General features: G+C 51.4%; 26 protein-coding genes. 9 read left to right on the forward strand and 17 right to left on the reverse strand.

Annotated features, from left to right (window positions below; translation table 11 throughout):
• The first annotated feature begins 95 nt into the window (after positions 1-95).
• Entirely contained in the window at positions 96-1,415 is a 1,320-nt protein-coding gene (locus GCD22_RS08710; RefSeq protein WP_153940698.1) for an ISAs1 family transposase, read from the forward strand.
• A gap of 43 nt (positions 1,416-1,458) precedes the next feature.
• Entirely contained in the window at positions 1,459-1,851 is a 393-nt protein-coding gene (locus GCD22_RS18955) for a hypothetical protein (RefSeq protein WP_368233151.1), read from the forward strand.
• 145 nt (positions 1,852-1,996) lie between these two features.
• Here the strand turns inward: GCD22_RS18955 and GCD22_RS08720 are convergent, their stop codons facing one another.
• Positions 1,997-2,473 carry a hypothetical protein gene (locus GCD22_RS08720; RefSeq protein ID WP_153940699.1) on the reverse strand — a complete coding sequence of 159 codons (477 nt, stop codon included), beginning with the start codon at positions 2,471-2,473 and terminating at the stop codon, positions 1,997-1,999.
• A 361-nt stretch (positions 2,474-2,834) separates the two neighbouring features.
• Between GCD22_RS08720 and GCD22_RS08725 the strand changes: the two genes are divergently transcribed.
• Positions 2,835-3,611: a hypothetical protein gene (locus tag GCD22_RS08725; RefSeq protein ID WP_153940700.1), complete on the forward strand. Its 777-nt coding sequence runs from the start codon at positions 2,835-2,837 to the stop codon at positions 3,609-3,611.
• Positions 3,612-4,105: 494 nt separating this feature from the next.
• Here GCD22_RS08725 and GCD22_RS08730 read toward each other — a convergent pair whose 3' ends face one another.
• Genes GCD22_RS08730 through GCD22_RS08740 form a run of 3 tightly spaced genes read right to left on the reverse strand, consistent with a single transcriptional unit; the run spans position 4,106 to position 7,110 of the window.
• Positions 4,106-4,402 (reverse strand): hypothetical protein, encoded by a 297-nt coding sequence (locus tag GCD22_RS08730; protein WP_153940701.1) that lies wholly within the window; start codon positions 4,400-4,402, stop codon positions 4,106-4,108.
• A gap of 19 nt (positions 4,403-4,421) precedes the next feature.
• Positions 4,422-6,341 carry a type I restriction-modification system subunit M gene (locus tag GCD22_RS08735; protein ID WP_153940702.1) on the reverse strand — a complete coding sequence of 640 codons (1,920 nt, stop codon included), beginning with the start codon at positions 6,339-6,341 and terminating at the stop codon, positions 4,422-4,424.
• Positions 6,331-7,110: a restriction endonuclease subunit S gene (locus GCD22_RS08740; RefSeq protein WP_031573489.1), complete on the reverse strand. Its 780-nt coding sequence runs from the start codon at positions 7,108-7,110 to the stop codon at positions 6,331-6,333. The genes GCD22_RS08735 and GCD22_RS08740 overlap by 11 nt, the downstream gene beginning before the upstream one ends.
• A 286-nt stretch (positions 7,111-7,396) precedes the next feature.
• On the opposite strand from GCD22_RS08740, the gene GCD22_RS08745 reads away from it, so the two are divergent.
• Positions 7,397-8,974 carry a hypothetical protein gene (locus GCD22_RS08745; RefSeq protein ID WP_153940703.1) on the forward strand — a complete coding sequence of 526 codons (1,578 nt, stop codon included), beginning with the start codon at positions 7,397-7,399 and terminating at the stop codon, positions 8,972-8,974.
• Positions 8,975-9,067: 93 nt separating this feature from the next.
• Here the strand turns inward: GCD22_RS08745 and GCD22_RS08750 are convergent, their stop codons facing one another.
• From GCD22_RS08750 to GCD22_RS08785, 9 genes are all read right to left on the reverse strand, one after another.
• Positions 9,068-9,670, reverse strand: a complete 603-nt coding sequence (locus tag GCD22_RS08750) for a YajG family lipoprotein (protein ID WP_153940704.1) — start codon at positions 9,668-9,670, stop codon at positions 9,068-9,070.
• A gap of 135 nt (positions 9,671-9,805) precedes the next feature.
• A complete protein-coding gene (locus tag GCD22_RS08755) occupies positions 9,806-10,186 on the reverse strand; it encodes a hypothetical protein (protein ID WP_051690679.1) in 381 nt (126 codons plus the stop codon).
• Entirely contained in the window at positions 10,149-10,352 is a 204-nt protein-coding gene (locus GCD22_RS17970; protein WP_158627749.1) for a hypothetical protein, read from the reverse strand. Before GCD22_RS17970 ends, GCD22_RS08755 begins: the two co-directional genes overlap by 38 nt.
• A gap of 352 nt (positions 10,353-10,704) precedes the next feature.
• Positions 10,705-11,055 (reverse strand): hypothetical protein, encoded by a 351-nt coding sequence (locus GCD22_RS08760; protein WP_211371708.1) that lies wholly within the window; start codon positions 11,053-11,055, stop codon positions 10,705-10,707.
• Between the two features lie 86 nt (positions 11,056-11,141).
• Positions 11,142-11,405 carry a type II toxin-antitoxin system prevent-host-death family antitoxin gene (locus GCD22_RS08765; RefSeq protein WP_031573503.1) on the reverse strand — a complete coding sequence of 88 codons (264 nt, stop codon included), beginning with the start codon at positions 11,403-11,405 and terminating at the stop codon, positions 11,142-11,144.
• 258 nt (positions 11,406-11,663) lie between these two features.
• Entirely contained in the window at positions 11,664-11,924 is a 261-nt protein-coding gene (locus GCD22_RS08770; protein ID WP_031573506.1) for a helix-turn-helix domain-containing protein, read from the reverse strand.
• Between the two features lie 208 nt (positions 11,925-12,132).
• A complete protein-coding gene (locus GCD22_RS08775) occupies positions 12,133-13,347 on the reverse strand; it encodes an ISAzo13 family transposase (RefSeq protein WP_031573509.1) in 1,215 nt (404 codons plus the stop codon).
• Positions 13,348-13,456: 109 nt separating this feature from the next.
• Positions 13,457-13,834, reverse strand: coding sequence for a type II toxin-antitoxin system TacA family antitoxin (locus GCD22_RS08780; protein ID WP_080707845.1), 378 nt, complete (start codon positions 13,832-13,834; stop codon positions 13,457-13,459).
• Between the two features lie 198 nt (positions 13,835-14,032).
• Positions 14,033-14,563, reverse strand: coding sequence for a DedA family protein (locus GCD22_RS08785; RefSeq protein ID WP_031573513.1), 531 nt, complete (start codon positions 14,561-14,563; stop codon positions 14,033-14,035).
• A gap of 451 nt (positions 14,564-15,014) precedes the next feature.
• Between GCD22_RS08785 and GCD22_RS08790 the strand changes: the two genes are divergently transcribed.
• On the forward strand, positions 15,015-15,446 hold the full coding sequence (locus GCD22_RS08790) for a hypothetical protein (protein ID WP_081576719.1): 432 nt from the start codon (positions 15,015-15,017) through the stop codon (positions 15,444-15,446).
• A gap of 44 nt (positions 15,447-15,490) precedes the next feature.
• Here the strand turns inward: GCD22_RS08790 and GCD22_RS08795 are convergent, their stop codons facing one another.
• On the reverse strand, positions 15,491-15,955 hold the full coding sequence (locus GCD22_RS08795; protein WP_153940705.1) for an RES family NAD+ phosphorylase: 465 nt from the start codon (positions 15,953-15,955) through the stop codon (positions 15,491-15,493).
• The gene (gene parS / locus GCD22_RS08800) at positions 15,955-16,389 is read right to left on the reverse strand and encodes an Xre family toxin-antitoxin system antitoxin (protein ID WP_081576721.1); all 435 of its coding nucleotides are present in this window, start codon (positions 16,387-16,389) and stop codon (positions 15,955-15,957) included. Before parS ends, GCD22_RS08795 begins: the two co-directional genes overlap by 1 nt.
• Positions 16,390-16,639: 250 nt before the next feature.
• Here parS and GCD22_RS08805 point away from each other — a divergent pair, with 250 nt between their 5' ends.
• The 4 genes from GCD22_RS08805 (at position 16,640) to GCD22_RS08820 (ending at position 19,478) form a co-directional block, all read left to right on the forward strand.
• The gene (locus tag GCD22_RS08805) at positions 16,640-16,867 is read left to right on the forward strand and encodes a hypothetical protein (protein WP_081576723.1); all 228 of its coding nucleotides are present in this window, start codon (positions 16,640-16,642) and stop codon (positions 16,865-16,867) included.
• A 136-nt stretch (positions 16,868-17,003) separates the two neighbouring features.
• On the forward strand, positions 17,004-17,672 hold the full coding sequence (locus tag GCD22_RS08810; protein WP_153940706.1) for a hypothetical protein: 669 nt from the start codon (positions 17,004-17,006) through the stop codon (positions 17,670-17,672).
• Positions 17,669-17,950, forward strand: a complete 282-nt coding sequence (locus GCD22_RS08815) for an integration host factor subunit alpha (protein ID WP_153940707.1) — start codon at positions 17,669-17,671, stop codon at positions 17,948-17,950. The genes GCD22_RS08810 and GCD22_RS08815 overlap by 4 nt, the downstream gene beginning before the upstream one ends.
• Positions 17,951-18,311: 361 nt before the next feature.
• On the forward strand, positions 18,312-19,478 hold the full coding sequence (locus GCD22_RS08820) for a hypothetical protein (RefSeq protein WP_142086183.1): 1,167 nt from the start codon (positions 18,312-18,314) through the stop codon (positions 19,476-19,478).
• 80 nt (positions 19,479-19,558) lie between these two features.
• Here the strand turns inward: GCD22_RS08820 and GCD22_RS08825 are convergent, their stop codons facing one another.
• A complete protein-coding gene (locus GCD22_RS08825; RefSeq protein WP_142086184.1) occupies positions 19,559-19,936 on the reverse strand; it encodes a hypothetical protein in 378 nt (125 codons plus the stop codon).
• Positions 19,929-20,945 carry a ParM/StbA family protein gene (locus tag GCD22_RS08830; protein ID WP_142086185.1) on the reverse strand — a complete coding sequence of 339 codons (1,017 nt, stop codon included), beginning with the start codon at positions 20,943-20,945 and terminating at the stop codon, positions 19,929-19,931. Before GCD22_RS08830 ends, GCD22_RS08825 begins: the two co-directional genes overlap by 8 nt.
• Positions 20,946-21,015 lie beyond the last annotated feature (70 nt).

Here is a 21,015-nt window from a genome sequence, read left to right on the forward strand (position 1 = left end):
TTCAGGGCCCTGTCAACCTTCCATCTAAGCTACTGATGAAGTAGCACAAAGGGTTTTTCTGGACTTCTCAGGATGAATGCGGTAACTTTTGCCGCATGGAAGTCCCAACTCTCACCGAAAAGCAGCAAGCCAGCCTGCACCGTGTTCAGGTGCGACCCATCCTGCCCACGGAGCGGGAACGCTGGAATACGCTGATGCAAACGTATCACTACCGGGGCTTTCGCACCTTGGCGGGCCGTAACCTGCGCTATGTGGCTACGCTCGATGGTCGCTGGGTGGCGTTACTGGGCTGGCATGCCGCCGCTTTTCAATGCCAGGCGCGGGATCGGTGGATCGGCTGGTCCTGGATCTTGCGCCGCCAGCGCTTGCATCTCATCGCCAATAATGCCCGTTTTCTGATCCTGTCCGGAGAATCCTTCCCGAATCTGGCGTCCCGTATTCTGGCGCTGAACCTGCACAGGCTCTCTGCGGACTGGCAATCCGTCTATGGGCATCCCATCGTGCTGGCCGAGACCTTTGTGGAATCCCCCCGTTTTACCGGTGCCTGCTACCGGGCCGCCAACTGGGTGGATGTCGGCGGAACCAAGGGCTTCGCCCGCCGTCCCGGTGGTGGCTATGTCCACCACGGCCAACCCAAACGTCTTCTGCTCTTTCCTCTCCATCCACAGGCGCGGGCCTGGTTGGCCCAGCCGCAGCCCCAACTCGAATGGACCCATACCCCCATGCAAACCGTGACGTTGAGCGACGCGCAAATGGAAGGCTTGCGCCAAATCTTTTTCCGCCTTCCCGATACCCGCAGCAAACTGGGCAAGCAGCATCCCCTCCCGGCCATCCTGACGGTGGCCGTGGCCGCCGTCCTGACGCAGGCCGAAAGTTATGCCGCCATCGCCGAGTGGGCCGGTCGGCTGACCCAGGCCCAACTGAAGCGCATCCGCGCCCGATTCGATCCCAAAACCAAACGCTACGTCGCCCCCTCCGAACCGACCATCCGGCGCGTCTTGCAAGGGGCCGATGTGGAGGCGCTGGATGCGGCGATCGGCGCCTGGCTACTGGGTACGGCGGGCTTTGAAGCGGTGGCCGTCGATGGCAAAGTCCTCAAAGGGGCCGTACGCGCAGAGGGCGCTCAGGTACATCTGCTCAGCGCGTTCCTGCATGGACAGGGGGTCCCCATCGCGCAAAAACAAATCGCCCGGAAAACCAACGAAATTCCAGAACTGCGCAACCTGCTCCAGGACGTCAACATCGCGGGCAAGGTCGTCACCGCCGATGCCCTGCATACCCAGCGGGAGACCGCCCGCTTCCTCGTCGAAGACAAGAAAGCCGATTATCTCTTCACCGCCGTCAAAGGCAATCAACGAAAACTCCGCGACCGTCTGACGTGCCTCCCTTGGGGCGATTTTCCCCCTCAACGCTGAAACCACAGAGGTCGGGCATGGCCGCTTTGAATACCGCAAAATCATTGTCGCCACCCGGGCAACCGGCCTCCATTTTCCGCATGTCGGACAAGCTTTCCTGATCCAACGCTCCACTATCAACAGCAAAGAGGGCACGATTCGGGATGATTATGCCTTCGGACTCACCAGCCTGACCCCGGATCGTGCCACGCCCGAAAATCTGTTGGGCTTGGCCCGTGGTCACTGGGAAATTGAAAACCGGAACCATCATGTCCGCGATGTGACTTTCCACGAGGACCTCTCCCAAGTCCGTACCCAGAACGGTCCCCATATGATGGCGACCTTGCGCGAACTGGCCATGAGCATTATGCGTCTCACTGGCGTCAAGAATATCGCCAAAGCGTGTCGGGATTTCGCCGCCAGCGCGCACAAAACGCTCCGCCAACTCGGATACTGAGGCGCCACCACGGGGTTTACCTATCCGAGAATAGCTCCGGAGGGCGAGCTGCGTCCGCCAGCCACCCCATTCACGATTCTGCACCCAAAATCGCCTGAAAATGCCGCATTTCCACCAACACGATTCCCTCAAGCCACCACTAAAGTCAGTGGCAGGAAGCCTCTGCCACTATATCTGACGAGCTTGACGGGGCCCTGGCCGTCTGCCCCTCATAGATGTTGACCAGAGAACCATCAATTTGGGTGACCACACTCACCTGGCCGGAGAAATGTTCCATCCAGTCTGCATCCGCCAAAAACCATTGCGGCGCGGCCTGCAAAGCGCTGAGGCGCCCCTGGGCCGAACAGGTTTGGCTCCGCAAAACGGTCTGTAGTGACCGAAAAATCAAATATATTCCCTTCCCCGTCTGGTACACAGCAAAAGGCAAATTGGTCAAACTGGCAATCAGTATCGCCAACGGCCCCTGAAAGCTGGACTGATGATGGAATCCATACCGATAGCAGTAGATCAAAGAAATCCAGGCAATGCCCGCCAACAGCCCACGCAGGGCTGCTTCCGTCGCGTACATCCAGACATCCGGACTGGTCGCGATGGGAAATAGGCGATGATTTTCCGTTTCCATCCTCATGTCCTCTCCTCCAAGCGCTACACCTAATACAGAGTACTACGCGGAAAAGACCGATTTTGGTGGTGCATAACCGGGGGATTTTGAGCGTTTTTCGATCTGTGACCGACGCTGTAACCGGACACCCCGCATTCGGTTAGGTCTCTCGAAAAACGATCAAGAGATCAAATTGATCCCGCCGGCGATTGGAATAAAGCCCAATTGCCCCACTTTATGACGACCAAAAAACGCGCTTCCCCAGATACAGTAGGCCTATCCACGAATTCATTGGGGTTGGCGGATGGACAAGGTTGGATTTTTTGTATTCATTGTATTGATGTACGCGGTTTACCTGTCCATGTTCAGGAAGCGAAAGACCATGGATTTTTTTCGTGCTGCGCGTTACTGGTTCAGCATGGGCGTGGTAAGGCGTCCGGACAGTGCCGAAGAGCGTGCTTTGCGCTACCTGGCTGAAGTGTATGGCTCGGGAATCTATTTGCCATGGGTGAACCGCCTACTGGCGGGCTTCGGGATACTCGGTTGTTTGGCGGCTTTCATATTTCTGGCCAATGGGCTCTGTTCACTCTACTTCGCGCCAGCCGCTCTCTCGCCGTATTGGCTCGATATGATGGCATTGGGCATGCTTATCGGCGTCTTTCTGCCTATTGGCGTGATGGTTTTTGGGAAATGGCAGAAAACCATCAGCCAGCGGCGACTCGGGGCTGTCCGCAGGATCTTTGGCAATCTGGACCGAGCGGCGGACGTGGCCGATGGATTACGGAACCAATATCCCAACGCATCCGATACGCCAACTACCTGGGCCTTCCCCATCCACCCGGACTATGCCGCCTTTGAGGTTGGAAAGCCGTTTTTGTATGCCTATGCCGCCATTGCGCTCTCTTCATTATATGTTGCACACACCGCTTCTCGATTTGGGGAGACCTTATTTTTGGCGTTTTGCCTCTACTTTGTGCCGGTCGTATTTCACGGCGTACTCACTGCCTTCGGCGGATGGAACCAAAAACGGCAAGAATTGATGGCCTACCCAGTGTCTGTTTTTTTGCGGGATATCCGGATGCTCGAGAAGCAGAGCAAGCTCGTGAAGATAAATCTGGCACTCGACTCAAGAGAAAACAGCGCTACCTGCAAACCCTAAGGCCGGGATCAATTTGATCCCGCACCTCACAACGCCCCGTATTCAGCGTGTTTCCTCAAAAAAATTGGTCATCAAAATGTCATCGAAATTAACCGCAGAAGGAAGCATGACAGCCTGACATGTCCTTGATCTGCGCATCGCCAAACCTATCCATTAGGAATCACTATGCTGGAGAACGCCATCCTGAGCCAGGACCAAGAAACTGGTGACGTCCTCTTGTCTTGCAAACCCAGGCCCCAAGCTTCAATTGCTTCAGAGCCCTCTCTCTCTTTTGGTTTAACAGTGAATCGCGTTGCGTGAGTTCTTTGGCGATGGACAATACAGCCAAACGTAGTGCTTCGCAGGATGGTTCAGAGGCTTTAATGCTGGTTTCTAACGCTTCCATGAGTCGTCTATGGTCCATGTTTTCACCCCTAAGAGAAATGCATATCGGTTAAAAATCAAGTACAGCTTAGCCAAGCGATGAAAAATCCTCGTGAACCGCCATAATTTTTTTAACCGATCGGTGAAACCCGAAACATTATTGTACCCAGCACAGCATCAGAAGCTCCGCGAGCAAGCGCTTGTAGACATGCTTTCTGCGCATCCCGCACAACACTCACGTCCGCAGAACAAATCATGTCATAAACCAGTGGCGGTAGCTCATCGTCATCTGACGAAGTGATATTCAGCTGATAAGAACGAATTCCACGTTGATTCAAAACGTCTTTAAAAATCCGCATCGCAGACTGTAACTCTTCTTCGTGTAGACCTGTTTTTTCAAAAATGTTCATAATTTCTGGCGATGTCATATCCTCTTTCTCCAAAGCATCATCCACAATCAGGACGAATGATGGACTCGTTCGACATTAACCAGTTTTGGTAAGCTGCGGGAACCATCGATATCTGGTCATCAGGAACACGTGCACCATCTTGATCAAGAATATACTCACCATTTGGATGACGCAGAAAAATAGTGTTTCCTCTTTTGTCGATACCTGATGTAGCGGGAGCACACATAAACACCTCTCGACGCGTGTCAATGATGTTTTTTTCAGCATCTAAATATTCCTGATGGGAAAACTTTTGCACAATAAGTACGCTTGGATTGTTAACTCCTTTATTGCGGCCAAATGTCTCTTTCGGAAGCGCTATAGAAGCCACAATATTTGATCGACGAAGCAACCATCCCCGAAGAAAAAGTAACCCAGGATTGTTTAATATGCTATCGGGAATCACAATACCTAACAAACCACCAGGCTTCAGAAAATTCATGCCCGTTTCTACAAATATCTGTTCCGCAGGCATCATAGAACGTCTACTTTCGGATCCCCATTCAGCGATTTGATATTGAGAAAGAACATGCGCATCATCCACTTTTACCTCATCACCAAATGGAGGATTAGTAATCACCACATCCATAGAGCCAAAAGGTACGTTTTGCCTAGCCTTTTCGGGCCACTCACCTGGCCTCAACAGCGTATTCGCACGGTAGACGTTCGTCGATCCGTCACCATGCATAACTAGGTTCATCTGAGCTGTTCGCACTAGAAACGGATTAATGTCCAATCCGTATAAGTTCTGTCCGCAGATCTGTTTAATGCGTTCACGTACCCGGGCCGCAGGTTCAGAATTTCCGCGTGCACACTCCTGTTCAGTCAGTTTACTGCGCAAGTTATCGATCCAGGAAACGAGAAACCCACCTGTTCCGCAGCAACAATCCATCACCTTGATGGTACTCAATGCAGTATCCTTAAAGTGCTTCATAATCATCTGTACCGTCATATCGCAGACATTTCTTGGCGTGAAATATTCTCCCCTGTCACCGCGTAAGTTTGCGCCAACCAGCGTTTCGTAAGCCTCTCCTTTTACGTCAGTTGCACTATTTAGTATCGATATGAATTGCAACTCTCCTACCACATAGGCTGCAACAGACGGCTCTAACTTGATAGTTTCGTCTTCTAGAAAAATAAACGGATAAGCTTTCTTTACCTGTTCAAATAACGGTTTCAGACGATCCTCTACCAATTTACGCTGACCGCCTATTGATTTCTGCTCTGCAGGAGATACCGAGAAGTCTAATTCGAGTCCGCCATCTTGTTCGTCATAGCTCTTACAAAAAATGAGCTTTAGCATTTCGTGAAATGCCTCTGCTTTTTGCAAGCCAGTATTTGTGTGAATATAGTTGTGACACCGCCTAAACACGGACGTGAGCTCATGCACAACCCGCAAATCTGCACGAAGTGGCCTACGTGGTGCGTCATCACCGGCTCTAGGAATATCAGCCACCCGTTCAACGGATGCGTCCTCATTTTTCTGATATCCTCTCATTTCTTGGCCAACCCAAAGACCAAATTTTGCTGGGCAAGCCGCTAAGTAACTAATAAGCTGGCCATCACCGTCTTTGGCATCAGACGGTTTAACGTCGTCTCTTTTTACTTCAATGCATATTGCAATATTTTCCTGTTTATGGTCTTTCCCCCGCCGATAGACTGTAAGATCGCAGGACTTGGTAGCCCTACCCATCTTGATGCGGGTTTCCACACCGATATCAGATTTAGGATATCCATAGTCATCAACCAACGCCCGCGCCCATCTCTGGCGTACATTTTCTTCGGGTGTATCTGGCCTTAAAACGCCCGTAATAAAACACAAGATTTTCCCTGGCGGAATTAACGGTACAATTTTTTCCAACTTACGCGAAAAATCGCGTCCTTCAGGGTGTAGAAGCGGATGTTTTTCAACCACCATGATCAATTATCTCCGATAACTCAGACAAGGCATCATTCATAAACAACACACTGCCGCTGCGCATTTGATCAGCTTGGTCTGCCAATTTCGAGATTCGCAAAATGCTCTCTGCATCGAACTGTGGCACAAGACAGGATGCCACTTGGTCACCAGTAACGTGGTCGATTTGACCACCATGGGTATGACTCAATATCTGCACTTGCGCAAAATCTGAAGCAAGATACGCGCGCAAAAAGCCCTTTAGTTCAGGTTGGTGTGGTATAATGCGCACCATATCATGCGTACCAGCCCAACCATCCAAGGCGGTTGGCACATCAAACACTCTGCCAATGGTGCCTGAGCATGTGATCAGAATCATTTCCTTTCTGATAATGAGTGAATTCATTTTCACATTGGATGCCCGCGAAAGATAGCGCTCTTGGGCCGGTACACCGAAAACAAAATAACTCATCAGATCCGTGGCATTGATGTACGGCACCCCATACTCAGTATCTTGCGCCCATATGCGTGTGAAAATGCCGGGTAGATGAACATCGGCCAGGTCGGAGAGTGGTACGAGCGTAACGCCAAGGGCTTTCAACCGCATATTGTTTCCCATCACCACAGGATCATAGTGCTCTGCATCCATACGCTTTCCCGGCTGTGTTGCAATATCATGCACCGATACTCCCCAACCAGGAGGCGTTGTTAGAAGCCTTATCAATCCAGCATGATCCGACATCACTGACAGATCTTGGCCTGCGATGTCGAATTTATGCATAGTATCCATCAAATTTTTCTCCTTTTTAGTTTTTAATCAACCTGTTTCTATTTTTTTGAAATGCTTTGCACAAAGTGTATCAACAAAGCACCGAATCGCTCAATGCAATGAACCGCGCGAAAATCATCAGGCACCAACACCACCGGGATCAATTTGATCCCAAGAAAGCGATCTTATTCAGACGCACAAACCTGGCAAATCTTGAAAAAACGCGAAAAAAGCCCGTTAATTATTGCCTGATGCCCTTTGCATTCCGGTAGCCTTTCTAAATACGCTTTCACAAAGGATGCCCGCCATGCTCTACCATCACCGCAAAAACAAGCTCCGCACCGCCATTGCCAGCGCCATTCTCATCGGTATGGGCGCGCTGTTACCCATGGAACAGGCCTATGCCGCCTCTGTGGGCATAACCTCTGCGGGCATGAATTGGCAGACGGTTAATAATGGTTCATTCAAGCTCTCCGAACCCGTCCATGAATTGTATAAATCCCTGGATGCCGACAAGATCTACGTCAATAACAATCTCGGCGGCGCCGTGGCCCTGATTAAACTGAGCGCTAAACAGGTCGCTATGTTACAGAAAGGCGGGGATGCCTTTGACATGAGCTGGAACAGCCCGGTCGTGTTCGCCAATTATGACCCGCAGAGCTATACCGGCACCATCTTTGTGGTACGCCTCATTCGCTTACCGAGTGGCCAGGGCCTCATTGAAATGGCGCAATTCACACCGGCCATGGGCAATATCTACAAGGCGGATTTTGAGGGAACGAATCCTTTCTGGCAGTTCATTCCCGGGCAGAATGGAAATGGCGCTGGCCCGAATGCCGGTTCCTTTGTGTCCATCACCCCCGCCGCTTTCAACACGGCGGTCGGCCTGGTCATGCAGCATGCCCAAAGCGGCATCGGCTGGATTGCGGCGGCGGATACCACCTCCCACATGAGCACATCCTCCTCCAGCGACTTTTTCACCAGCACCGTCACCCACAAGGAAACGGCCCATACGAAGCCGGTATGGACAGCGGTTTTACCGGAAGGCGCGGCGCCAGGCGAACAGGCCGGTTATCTCCTGCCGGTGCCGAGCACGCTGGAAGGATCCCCGCAGGCCGCCGTGGCTTCGCTGGAAGTCGGGGCGCAGGATGACGCCCATAATGTCGGACAGGTCACGAGTGCCGTGGCACAAATGAATGATGGCTATGTCGGTCAGTTGGGTGTCAGCGGCGGTTACGTGTATGTCCCTGCTGGTCAAGGCTCCACCCTACCCGTTGGCGCTTTCCAATCGTTCTTTCACTCCACCAGCAAGACGGGTATCAATGGGATTGTTTTTGATTTGATTATGGCAGCGGTTACGGCGGTTACCAGTGGGGTATTAGGACCGGAATTAGCTGGGTTAGGGGCTAGCGCTTCTGCAGCCGTAGGTGCCGCTGCAGGCTTCGTCACCGGCATGCTTTACGATGTCGCTAGCCAAGGCACACTCGGTTTCACCACCATTCAGGAGCACCTCATCGGCGGAAACTGCGGCGCGCATAACCATGCTTGCATCAGCGGCGCGCCCACCACAATGAACGCCGCTTATACGGCAGCGCAAGCATTTGACGGGATGCAGGAGGGCTATGTCAATCAGGACACAAACCCCACACAGCAAACCGGCCAGTGGGACTATGTTCCACAATCTTCCCAGGAAATTGAGCAATCCCCTGGCACAGTACAAGGCGGATTTGGTCAGGGATATAGCGAAGACACTATCAAGCCCGACGAAGCCGCCAAGGGCGAAACCCTGGAGCAGCTTGGCAGTCAGGGCACAAAAAACAGTAGCGGCTACTACAACTTCGGGCAGAGTAATATCTCAGGGCTACCAAGTGGATCGCCTGGATAAAACATACCAAGCCAAACATAATTGGCTAACTTTACCGTTCAGTATACAACAAAAACGTAAACACGTTTTATAGTTACCGATTACCCATGATTATTAGCCAATAAGACTTTTAATCATGGTGTTATCCGAAGTTATCCTGTTCACAACATCATCTAAAAATATTGTGGCAGCTTCACGGTGATGCCCAGAGAATGACCAACTCGATCCCAATTTTATTTTTTTCATATCAACAACAAATTTTTTCATGAACAAAGGATTTGATTCTTTATTTTTTACCACTATTGATATTACCGATTCTCCAGAATAGAACATTCCTGAAAAATCGTTTGTTTCTTTGATAAAAAACTTGTGGACCACAACATCAACAGTCCTATCTCCGTTAGTCCCAATTCTGAAGCCATGCGCTGATAGTGCTTTGTCAAAGGCATCTTTAAAATTCTTTGAGACATGCATATAGACACCTGCAGCATCCATGTCATAGCCATTTTTAATCCAGCTTACTTGACCATCCTTATGCTTCTTCTCATTCTTAACAATCACATCCACCACCACCTTATCGGCACCGGGCACCTTAGTGACATTGGCCGGCGGCGTGTAGGTAGGATGCACGGTATCCGGCACAAAGGCGCACCCAGTCAGCGCGAAGGCTCCGGCGAATGCGGCGAGCTTGGCGGCGGTTTTGATGTTCGTATTCATGATGAAATCTCTCCTTAGTTGGTCATCATGGGGTTATTGTATCATGGGTGTGGTGCTAGTTATTTCGCTACCCAGGCTGATGCATCTTGCATCTTGAACACATTGACCAAGGCCAGACGCAAGTGACCATTGTTACTATTTGCTTGAGTGACCTTTAATGAACACAACAGCCAATCCGGTTAGCGCTGCCGTAGATATAGAAACACCAGCCCATGGCTGACCGCGAGTTGCAACCCAGGCTCCGCCGACTACACCCGATACCCCGATCAGAAAGGCGAATATTTGCCCGATAATACGTTCAATGAACACAAGAGTATTAATCCTATGAGTTTCTCTTCTTCTATGATCAGCTTCTGACGATGTTTCTTTAAGTACCCAGTCAATAGCTTCAGGTTTGAAAGCATTTAATCGTTCAAAATCATCTACAGGAAGGAACGGAGTATCTGTCACATTTTGTGCAACAGAAAGTTCTCCTTCCTTATGTTTTAAGCGCGCGGCTGTTTGTTTTGTGCTCATAACGCTCCACAGATTTGTGCATGTCTTTAGACACATGAACAACGTCCCCACGCAGCGCGCGTCTGTCACGAGATAGCTCATGACGATCAGGCTTGCGGTAAGATGTTCCAGTATCCAAAACGAGTACGCGACCAGCGCCTTCTACGAAGTAACTAAATGTTTTCATGGCATTCTCTCCTTTCATGCTATGGAAAACAGCTATTCACAGCCAGTTTAGTTCATCTGTGACCTGCCTACAAACCACCTCGACTTACTCAAAATCTGATGGATGGCTCGTTACGGTGTAACGACCAGCCGATACACGTCCTAGCTTGCCGACCACATCCGCACGGCCTTCGGGTTGTAGATTTCGTCACTTCGCTTGGATTAGAGTCCGCCAGGTAGAGGTTCATTCACGACACCTTTCCTCCAGTGCCTCCGTAGCGCTTCTCCGATTAATCGGTATGCCCCTTTGCCCTGCCGCGCTAATGAACGCTGCACGACTCACACAAAACATCTCCGCTGCCTTGGATTGCACATTACTCAGTACGGGTCACAAATCCAAGTTCACCATGACGGCCTTTCTCGACAAATTTATCGCGAATTATTTTGAAAAATCGTGGCGGCAGAAAACCGTATGCTGCGCTGTCCAGCCACATACCGGAAAGCGGACGCAGATCAGGCCCCGGCCATGAAAACCGGTTGGCCTCACTAATAACCACCCACGAGCATAACCCATCCAAGCCAAGGCGTAAGATGGTTTGCTGCGGTAACTCAACAGCCTCTGAATGGTCGATAGGAGAGGAATGTGTTATGGGCAACACATACACTGCCTGCCCGCCAGATTCGTTTCTGGCGGCGGCAACAATGGCGCACGAACGGTCTTTCACGCCCTCCTCCCTGCCTTGATCTGCTTCGCGTCGCCACAAATAGCTGTAACGGATGACCAGACCTGGAGCAGGGTCTGGCCAATGGCTCAAAGAGCGTATCCTTCCATCTCGGCATCCAGCACTTCATGTTCCACGGGCACTTCAGATTGAGCTATGAGATCCAGTTCAGCATTACTCAGATGCTCCGGCAAAATGGCCCGTCGCTCTCGACTTTTCAGCCGAAAAAATTCCTCAGCGGATACCAATACCAAACGATCACGGCCATTTTTCGTAATGGTTAGCGGCTCTGACAGAGCCTGATCAGCCAATGTCCCATAGCGCCTTATAAAGTCAGCAGTAGTTACACGCATGATAGTATCTCCAATAAGTACAACGCATATTGTATGTATAATTTGTACTTTCTTGCAAGGGCAACAGGCCTGCCCTGGTCCAAAAACAGCATCAGTTAGGCAGGTCTCCCGGAGGATGAAAGTGGCGTTTGCAGCGTAGCGTGTGGCGCAGCAACTAACCCTCCGAAGCGTACGGTAGATTCCGTCAGATCGGAGGATTACTTGGGGGCTACTTGACCCATAGGTCGAGAACTTTGGTTTTGGATGGGCGGCACGGATTCACCATGAAGCCTCTCCTGTGTCCACGATGGCGTCCCATTCTGCGTCCAGGGTGTGCACATGGAGCTTGGCTCCTAGCGCCATGAGCACGGTCAAAATCTGATCCAAGGAGACCTGCTCTGGATGAGCCTCGATGGCGGAAATGCGCTTTTGAGACAGGCCCAACTTCTCGCCAAGCCTCTTTTGCGTGAAGCCGCGCTCCAGCCGTAAGCGCTTTAACACAGACGAGAAATCAGCAATTGTCGAAATGGGTGTATCCATGGGCAGAGCACTCGCAAAGAAGAGTACACAACAAATACTACAAATTACGAGTATGTAGCATATACTCGTAATCAGGAGTGCGCAATATTGGGCCTTGTCCAAGGTAAAATGAGTCTGGAGTGGTCTGCAACTAAATCGAGTTCCGTATGTAGGTACTCTTTCGGTTTGTTATCGCAGAAATATTACATCTTTAGGAATCATAAATAAACTACATGGACTTTTTGTTTGGTGAGATGACGTAATTCCATTCCCCATGGAAGTTATCGCGATCAATTTGGATGGTAGCGAATTCAGCGTCAGTGACTTTGATACCCCTGGGGTAGGGTGTAGGATCAATGGCGGCGTACACTTTCAAGCCTTTGCTGGTGGTTGTAGCCGCGATCAAATTGACAATGACTTCGTGACTCACCAAAGGTCGCCCCCGCCAATTCATGCTGATATAGGAAAACAGACGGTGCTCGATTTTGTTCCATTTGCTGGTGCCCGGAGGAAAGTGGCACACCCGAATCGGCAGATTGAGTTCATCGGCAAGCCCTTGTAATTCCAGCTTCCAGAGGCGCACCCGAGAACCATTGCTCCCGCCCCCATCGGCCGTGATCATCAACTCCTTGGCGTCGGGATAAAGGGGCTGACCCATGCCTAACCACCAGCGCCGGATAGTGGCCACCGCAAAGCTGGCGGTATCATGATCCGTGCCCACGCTCACCCACCCCGCGTTTTGGGCGAGATCGTAAACCCCATAGGGGTTGGCCCGCCCCAGTTCCTTATCCACAAAGTCATGCACCTGGACGACTTCCGGTTCGCCCTGCGGCCGCCACTCCTGACCCGCATTTTTGTAGTTGCCAACCAATTCTTTTTTCTTGGTGTCCACCGAAATGACGGGCTGCACTGCGTCCAGTGCCTGCTGCGTCTTCTCCTGTATATACCGGAATTGGGCATCTCGGTCTGGGTGATCGGTGCCTTCCAAGGTCTTGCGATTGCCTTGCAAGCTGTACCCTAATTCCTTGAGCAGAATGCCCACAGAAACATGGCTGATGCGGTGCCCCTGTTCGCCCAGTTCCCGTGCCAATTGCTTGAGGCTCTTGCAAGTCCAGCGCAGCGGTGACTGGGGATCACCGCGTGCCGCAGGATCTACCAAACCCTCCAAGGCCACCAGCAAGTCCGGATCGCGATCCACCAGCCTTTTTCTCCCGCCACCCGATCGACGAACTCTGCCTTGCGGGAGCCTGTTCTCCGGATCCTTGAGCTCTTTGAGACCCGCCATGATGGACCCCCGCGCGACTCCGGTAGCCTCACTCACCCGCTTGACACCGCCATGACCCAGCACCTTCGCTTCTACTGCCGCATATAGCCGTCTCTGCCGCTCATCCAGTATCCCTTCGAGCGCTTGGTGTCGAGCGGCTATCAGTGCGTCTGCTTCCATGCCGCAAGACTATACCCGCTATATAGTGAGTACAAGTTATTTATTTATGAATACTTAGTCTATTGAAGCATCGTGCTGCCCCTCTATAGAACCGGAGCAGAAAGTGATTCTATGACCGCCAGGGAGCAGTTGCCCGCATGGTTTTTTGCAAACGCACACTTGGAGCAGCAGGCCGTTCCAGTATGGCTAGAAATTCTGCATATGCTTCCTGGCTAGCATAGATGACAGTTTGCTCGTGTAAGGCATCCTCAGCAGCCAGAGTGGATTCAGGTTTTCTTGCCCAGCTAACGGCTTCCGCAACATCAGAATCATCAATCCCGAGTTCCGCCAGCTTGGAACGAACCGCATCGCCTCTCTGCACGCGAACGGGGGTCAAGACAATCTGGCCGGCGCGGACCTGAACATCAAAGTATTCAGGCTTAGAAACTGAATCCACCACAGATTTGGGAAGCGTCAACTGATTCTTGGAAGTAAGTTTCGCCAGCATAAAAAATCCTGCCGATTAAAGTTTGTAAGGAGTTCTTACATTGTCACAACATCACATCACCGGCAAGTCCGAGCCTTGTCCAATATGAAATGCGTCTGGAGCGAGCAACAACGCAAGCGGGTCACGTCATCGTTATGCACGTCGATATTGTCTGACACTTCAAGTCACGGAAGAACCGGCAGCGTCAGTTTCGCATCTCTAACCACTTATCATTCCAGACAGCAGGTACGCTCCGCCGCCCCAGACGGTTACCCACAATATGGCTCCTATGGCACTCCAAAGGGCAAAGGCAAAAAAACCCATTTCCGATGTGCCCGCTATATAACCCTGTAATTGGCGCAAGGGCACAATAAAACGCCCGCCGAGGACGACAGGCGCACCAAAGCGCAAGAAGAACCTATGCGCCTTGCCCACCATGATCGGTTTAATGCCCACATAGCGACCATAGCGCAATAAGACCCTGTGACCGAACCGGTCACCTAACCAATAAGCCAAATAACCGCCCAAGGTGGCTGCAATCATTGCTACGGGCAGAACAGCCCATATCGAAAACATCCCTTTTGCAGAGAGGAATCCGGCAGCCACGATGGTTGCCTCACCGGGTGCAAATATCACCCCTGCACTCTCAATGAAAAGCAGGACAAATAACGCCAGCATTCCATAGGTCTTGAGGATTGGGCTTGCGGTATGAATCAAAACGACCAGCGTGGAAAGAAACCAATGTAGCATTAGCGGAGTTCCTAAGAATGACTGCGTCGTCACCCCTTAAAAACAAGGACGGCGAAGTGATAGAGAAACGGTCAGGCACGGTCACTTCGACCCCGATTCAGCTATTGTACTGCAATGCACAGCAAAGTCCGATATGCATTCCAGGGTCTTGAGTAGATCCACCATTGGAAGAGGACTTATGGCACGGCAGGAATCCACCAGAAATATCTTCCAGCAGAAGCCGAAAACGCTGCTAGTTTGCCATTTCCAGGGCTACGCAAAAATAAACCGTCAAAAAACGATTTTCACATCGGGCCGGGATCAAATTGATCCCGCACCCTGGACGCGAACGCACAAAAAACGCCAAAACAGCCGCCTTATGAGTGCGATAAGCCGCGTTTCTTTCGGGTACCATCCTCTCGTGACGCCTCTTTGGGCGGGTAAACGTGCATAGAAAGCAAAAGGAAAACCCATGTCAAAACTATCAAATGTGTTGAAAGTCGGTGCGCTAAGTCTTTCCATGATGGTTGCTACAGCCATCACAGTAGAGGCAATCAATCTCCATTACTTTGGCAACTTTTTGATCATCAAAGCAGGCCATCAGCAAAACGCCCGTTGGATGATTAACGGAGAAATGCCCGTAGATGGCGGTTTCTTCACGTCAACCATAAAGGGTAAAACCATTATTGCTTATGCTTTCAAAGACAAAAGAAACTATCTTGTAGAGGCAAAGTATAGGCAGAACGGCAAGGATAGTCGGCCATTTTTCGACAAAACGATAACAGTAAATACCTGGTCGGCGGGGCCGAATGATATAAGGGCTGAAGTGTATAGCACAGATTGGAAACAATCTTTCTGGCAATCCGGCCAATTCTTCCTGCACCAGCTAAGCGATGTGATGTAGTCATGGCATCCCGAAAACGCATAATAACGCTTTGCTTTTAAGAGCTATTTCGCCGGGATGAGTCGGCTATCGGTATCGATTTTTAATGGCTCCCCGATAGTGATGCTTGAAAACTCTGGGTGCATTGGGTTTAAAAGATAATTCTGTTCTGCAGGAATAACGGCACTGGGTACGATAAGCACAGCACTCCGGCGTTCCTCCAGCCATCTCATGCCCATCTCCCGCAATGCTCGATTAGGTTGTGCATTACGCCAGTCAGCCGGTAGCTGTTCAACCGAAATCGTCTCCATCTTGAGATGATCTGGCAACACTGCCGGAATCACCACATAACGCGCCCGCAATGGGTCATCCTGGACCAGCATTTCCAGCATGGCTAGCGATTGGCTTTCTGCCGTATAGACAACCGGTACGCCTTTCCTATTCCATCGGCCGCTATAGCGGCGGGCACCATCACCGCTAAAAGCCGTCTCGGCAAACCGATCCATCACCATCCGCCAAACGGTGTACATTAGGCAAATACGCCATGCTCTATCCGCCCGAGAGTATCCAACACGCTTTCGGCACCCACATCCGTATCGACCAGAGAAAGCGGGGTTAAGCCAGATAAAGACGCATTCCGATTTTTCAACCAGTCAATAGCCTTATCCAAGCTATCAAAGACATTCTCCGCCCGTTCTATAATTCTCGCCAAACGAATCACTTTGGCCGATTCCTCACTGTTCAGCATCGCTTCCCGCTTGCGCCTGGCCAAGGTGCGGTAGGAAATACCCAATACCGCCGCCAATTCCGCCTGCGAAATGTGCAAGGTACTGGAGAGAGAAACCAGGGACGCAGAAGAAATTCCATGGCGAATCACATCAACCCACTGCAAGGGGCTCTCTGGTAAAACGAGCAGCACTTCATTGCCGCCCAGCAGCTGACCTATCGAAATGCATTCCGTCATAACGCCCTCTCCAAATCATGCCACATGGCACGATACAGAGTAAAAATGGCACTCAAATGTTTTTCGGTCAAGCGCACCATGCCCACGTAATCAGCAAAAAAACCTTTTACCCCGGGATCAATTTGATCCCGGCAAACGACATTGACGCTCAACAAAAGAGAATAAAGCGAAAATAGCGCGTTTATGTTCAACAACACCTGAATGCTCCGGCGTAATCTTCTTGACGCACATTCGTAATTTGGAGGTTAAAATGGAAGCAAACGAAGTACGCAAGCATCATGATTTTACTACGACACATGCACCGATCATCGCTGCAGCATTCATTGAGGAACACCAGGATGTTTTCGCGGAATGGTTGGAAAACAAGGAAATTGACTACGACGAATTTAAATGTTGGTTGCGAAACATGCACCTGCAGTTATTGGCTGCCAGATCCATCGCCGAATGCCCGATTGACGTGACCAATCCTACTGCCTGAATCCGCAACCTCACAAAAGCCTACACGCTCCGCCTCCTCACCTCAGATTATGGGCGGAGCGCTGCTGCTGTAGGTCATCCTGTCTAAAATGAGGCCCCATATTCTCCAAAGCGCTCCATCGTGCTAGATTTCCGCCATGAACAACGTGCATCCATTCCCTACAGGCGGCCAATCAGCTAACCCTATCCGCAAAAAACGCAAACGCCTGACCGCCTATGGTCCGGCTCTGTTATTACCCAACATCGACGGCCACGCCGTAGACGTGCTCGACCACATTATCCAGGCAGGCAGCCTATATCTCTCTCCAATCCAGGAAGCACTTGAGGATTCGCCCGGCGCCCAGTTTCTCCGGACCATCCACGGAATGGATGCCCTGATAGACGCGACCAATGTGCTGATCTATGCAGCACGGGAACACCCGAAACGGAGGGACCAGGAATCCATCGACGAACTGATTCAACAAGCCAAGGCCACGCAAAAGCTGATTCGCAAGCTGGACGATATGCTGCCAGAGGATGCGTTCATTCTTTCTTCAGATAGTTTCGGCCCGGACCTGATAGCGGAATATGCCACCAACACCGCCATGCTCGTTGTTAGTCGTTTTGCAGTGGGCCTTCTGGACTATTATGATGCGCGATTTATTCAGACCAAGAAGGATCAGCGCAAAACCATGATGATGGACTTTCGGGATGCGTACCGGGAGACGATTCAGGATGGCCGCGCACGTTTGGACGCCCACCAACACCTGATGAAAACACTGAAAACAACACAACGCGCATTGAATAAGGTGATGAAAGAACTATGACCGTTACAAAAGCAGAAATAGCCCATGCATTGACCGATGCAATGGGCTTTACGCACAGAGAAAGCCTGGATCTGGTGAATAGCCTGTTTGATACGATACGGGAAACGCTGGCGTCTGGTGAGAACGTCAAATTATCCAGCTTCGGAAATTTCACCCTGCGGGACAAGGTAGCCAGACCCGGCCGGAATCCCAAGACGGGTGTATCCTGCGAGATTAAGGCTCGGCGGGTGGTGACATTCAAGCCCAGCCTGATTTTGCGGAAAAAAATAGACAACTAATTTGTAACGCAAAGGCTTCGCTAGCCCGTCCAGCCAGCGACTTCCCGCCAGGATTAACCATGCCATCGCGGGATCAATTTGATCCCGCACCTTGCAGCACCTACCATCTAATCTGATTTTTCGAAGCAACCATCATCAGCCAGCCCCGGCCCATACGAGGCAACCCCATAACATCACCACTCAAACTTCACCGTAAAGAATAAAAGCCTTTTTGTCCGTTTTATGCACACAAGATCACGGTCGCACTACTGGTACCATTCGTTTTAGGGCGGCGCCCATTGTAGCGCCGAGCCAGAAACGTTCTGGCGGTCCATAGGGCGACCCCTCCCTTCTGCGAAAAAGCAAAGGAGTGATGACCAGCATGCCGACAGCGACCATACCAAACGGGAAACCCCATGCATCCATCATCAGCGTGGACGCATCCGTGTGGCTGTTCGAGGGCCTTTTCCGTTTACTGTTATCTGGCGTGGCATTTGCCTCTCTGATCTACTGCTACCATTTCGCCGCCCAGCATGCGGGGAGTTTCGTCCAAGGCACCTTGGTTATTCTGATAGCCAGCGTAACGAATCTTCCCATGGGCCTGTACCAGTTGACGAAAGGGGTATACTTGCTGCTAAAAGCGCTCATGGATATCGTTTTAGCCGTAAATGAATCGCTCGCAACCTGGGAAGAAGGCGGTGCCAAGCAAGGTTCCACATCGCTAGAGTCGGCACCACATCTATGGGTTTCCGATGAGGCCTGGCTATCCCACTTTTCGATACAATCCGAGCTGGATCTCGCGCAATCTTCCTTAATACCGAACACACTAATGACCTGGAAAGAGCTGCCCTACCCAAAATACCTGAATGATATGCTGGCCACTTCGCTGTTGTTCCACAGAATATACAGCGGCACGGAAATTCTGCCGCCCAATCTGGCGCGGCATGTACAGCAAGCGGATGTCTGGCTGATTCGCATGCTACTGTTGGCCTCTGCGGCGAACCTGTCCCTATTTTGGTTGGGCACCACTCCCTGGCGCTGGCTTCCCATTGGCATATTGGTTGCCACTGTAGCCCAAATCTTACGCTGGATCTGGATTCAAACGCTGGCTACCAACATGCGCGCCCGAATGCTGGGTTGCTACAAAACGCCCCTTTTTTGGATTTCGCAGCGCATCCTCCAAAAACGCTTGATCCTGTTACTCACCCAACCATTTGGTGGCCCTTATGCCTTTTTGGAAAAAGTTCGGGAAAACGGGGATGCCGCCGCCAGAATTTCCAGCCTGTTTCGGCTTCCTCCGATTATCACGACTATTTTTCTTTTTTTGCCCTTAGCCACATGGGCTGCCAATCTGGTACCGATGATAACCGGACGATGGTCCGTGGCTTTGCCATTGGGTGCCGCTGCTATGAGTCTGATTGCCGCCTTTTTCTTTTTTCTGCTACATAAAATTTCCCTGTACCGTCAGGTCAATATTCAGCAATTCCCTGCCAATATCTGGGTGTTTCGCTATTTTGCTGACACCATTCGCCGGATGTACGGGGGGTGATGCACGCCAAGACAACGGAAGTCTTGGCAACCTGCAATTCTCGAATATCCGTGGGATCAAATTGATCTCTTGATCGTTTTTCAGCTTTTGTGCGTTTTTTGCGTTTTTTGCGAAGGCTCACCCAAAGACTGCCCCAACTGCGCCATAGCCTTTCGTCGCGCCGGACTCAGCGCCCGCTTTGGGTCATGGGAAGCACCCGTCTCGGCAGCGCCATGGGCGGCAACAGATGTAGCCCCTGCTTCGCCCGCGTCCGGCTTTTCATGACCGTTTTCGGCATCCAGGTTGCTGGCCTGAACCGCCGCCAGGGAACCGCGCCCCTGCAAGACCAGCAAACCCAGTTGCGCCAAAAACCGCAAACGCTCAGGACGCAACCGGGGTTCGGAAACAGCCTGTATATCTTTCAGTAATTCCGGTTGCCTGGTACTGATAGTCACATCTATCCGTACAAAATCAGACAAAGCTTTGTGCTCCCAAATGCCAGAAGCCTTGCGCATTCGCCAGTTCTGGATGATCTGCCATTAAAATTTGACTGTCCGGATATACCTCCTGAGCCATGGGGGTATATAGACGCGCGCCGCCACCTGCAAGAATGATAAAGTTGATGGGGTCGTCCACCTGCCGGAGCATGCCGCGCATTTCGCTCAGCGCCTCCCGCCCGACCATCTGGGCCGCCTGCTCAAAAACCGGCGGCAACACGACATCCTGATTGAAAATGTACAAGTGTTCCCGTCCGTTTTGCAGACAGTTTTCCAATTGCGCGACCGTCGGGGCCTTGCCATAGGTGTCTGCAATGATCTTCCGTGCTTCACTCAACACTTGGGAAACGGCAAACAGACTGCTGCCAGACGCCAGAGCGGCATACCGACCACCGGCCCGAACCAACGTCCAATCCAGCGAGAAAAATCCCGGGTCCACCACCAGACTGGTTTCTTCTGCCAACCGATCCTGCACCGGCTCTGGGCACCAGCTGCCATTGATGGCATCCACATAGGCGCCGACAGGCTGCGGAACCACCTGAACCTGCCGGACTTCAATACTTCTTTTGGGCAGGACCGCATGCACCCCCTGCAGAACCTCTTTGAGCGCCTGACGGCGTTCGGGGTCTTCATAATGCTGAACCGGCAGTCCGACAACCAGCCTATCGATGACCGTCTGGCCGGTCATCAAAATCCCCGCATAGGCCAGCGCAGTCCACGCATCACTCCCGACATAGCCCTCATGGAGTTGTCGCGGCGCATGGCGCTGTACCGCATCCCCGGGCACACCCGCCATCCATGATTTTCCGTGCACCTGGACACGGATGCCGGTTTCGTTTTCCGTATCGGCCCCAAACAGGGAAGTCGCCACCAATTCGGCGGGCACCGCACAGGCCGGATAAATTTCGCAGACTGGCGCAGGGTCCAGTGCTTCCCCAAAGGCAATTTTCAGATTGCCGTACCCAATATCCATACCTGTCACAAAAGCCATGCGTATCTCCTAACCGATCTATTTGCCATTAAGGGCATTATACCGCACCCATTTTTGACAAAATTTTCAT

Origin of the sequence: Acidithiobacillus thiooxidans ATCC 19377 (assembly GCF_009662475.1) — a bacterium.
Classification (GTDB): Bacteria; Pseudomonadota; Gammaproteobacteria; order Acidithiobacillales; family Acidithiobacillaceae; genus Acidithiobacillus; species Acidithiobacillus thiooxidans.

Coding starts and splice junctions, on each gene's coding strand:
- GCD22_RS08710 (WP_153940698.1), top strand. CDS start 96: ATGGAAGTCCCAACTCTCACCGAAAAGCAGCAAGCCAGCCTGCACCGT.
- GCD22_RS08720 (WP_153940699.1), bottom strand. CDS start 2,473: ATGGAAACGGAAAATCATCGCCTATTTCCCATCGCGACCAGTCCGGAT.
- GCD22_RS08725 (WP_153940700.1), top strand. CDS start 2,835: ATGGATTTTTTTCGTGCTGCGCGTTACTGGTTCAGCATGGGCGTGGTA.
- GCD22_RS08730 (WP_153940701.1), bottom strand. CDS start 4,402: ATGACATCGCCAGAAATTATGAACATTTTTGAAAAAACAGGTCTACAC.
- GCD22_RS08735 (WP_153940702.1), bottom strand. CDS start 6,341: ATGGTGGTTGAAAAACATCCGCTTCTACACCCTGAAGGACGCGATTTT.
- GCD22_RS08740 (WP_031573489.1), bottom strand. CDS start 7,110: ATGGATACTATGCATAAATTCGACATCGCAGGCCAAGATCTGTCAGTG.
- GCD22_RS08745 (WP_153940703.1), top strand. CDS start 7,397: ATGCTCTACCATCACCGCAAAAACAAGCTCCGCACCGCCATTGCCAGC.
- GCD22_RS08750 (WP_153940704.1), bottom strand. CDS start 9,670: ATGAATACGAACATCAAAACCGCCGCCAAGCTCGCCGCATTCGCCGGA.
- GCD22_RS08755 (WP_051690679.1), bottom strand. CDS start 10,186: ATGAGCACAAAACAAACAGCCGCGCGCTTAAAACATAAGGAAGGAGAA.
- GCD22_RS17970 (WP_158627749.1), bottom strand. CDS start 10,352: ATGAAAACATTTAGTTACTTCGTAGAAGGCGCTGGTCGCGTACTCGTT.
- GCD22_RS08765 (WP_031573503.1), bottom strand. CDS start 11,405: ATGCGTGTAACTACTGCTGACTTTATAAGGCGCTATGGGACATTGGCT.
- GCD22_RS08770 (WP_031573506.1), bottom strand. CDS start 11,924: ATGGATACACCCATTTCGACAATTGCTGATTTCTCGTCTGTGTTAAAG.
- GCD22_RS08775 (WP_031573509.1), bottom strand. CDS start 13,347: ATGGAAGCAGACGCACTGATAGCCGCTCGACACCAAGCGCTCGAAGGG.
- GCD22_RS08780 (WP_080707845.1), bottom strand. CDS start 13,834: ATGCTGGCGAAACTTACTTCCAAGAATCAGTTGACGCTTCCCAAATCT.
- GCD22_RS08785 (WP_031573513.1), bottom strand. CDS start 14,563: ATGCTACATTGGTTTCTTTCCACGCTGGTCGTTTTGATTCATACCGCA.
- GCD22_RS08790 (WP_081576719.1), top strand. CDS start 15,015: ATGTCAAAACTATCAAATGTGTTGAAAGTCGGTGCGCTAAGTCTTTCC.
- GCD22_RS08795 (WP_153940705.1), bottom strand. CDS start 15,955: ATGTACACCGTTTGGCGGATGGTGATGGATCGGTTTGCCGAGACGGCT.
- parS (WP_081576721.1), bottom strand. CDS start 16,389: ATGACGGAATGCATTTCGATAGGTCAGCTGCTGGGCGGCAATGAAGTG.
- GCD22_RS08805 (WP_081576723.1), top strand. CDS start 16,640: ATGGAAGCAAACGAAGTACGCAAGCATCATGATTTTACTACGACACAT.
- GCD22_RS08810 (WP_153940706.1), top strand. CDS start 17,004: ATGAACAACGTGCATCCATTCCCTACAGGCGGCCAATCAGCTAACCCT.
- GCD22_RS08815 (WP_153940707.1), top strand. CDS start 17,669: ATGACCGTTACAAAAGCAGAAATAGCCCATGCATTGACCGATGCAATG.
- GCD22_RS08820 (WP_142086183.1), top strand. CDS start 18,312: ATGCCGACAGCGACCATACCAAACGGGAAACCCCATGCATCCATCATC.
- GCD22_RS08830 (WP_142086185.1), bottom strand. CDS start 20,945: ATGGCTTTTGTGACAGGTATGGATATTGGGTACGGCAATCTGAAAATT.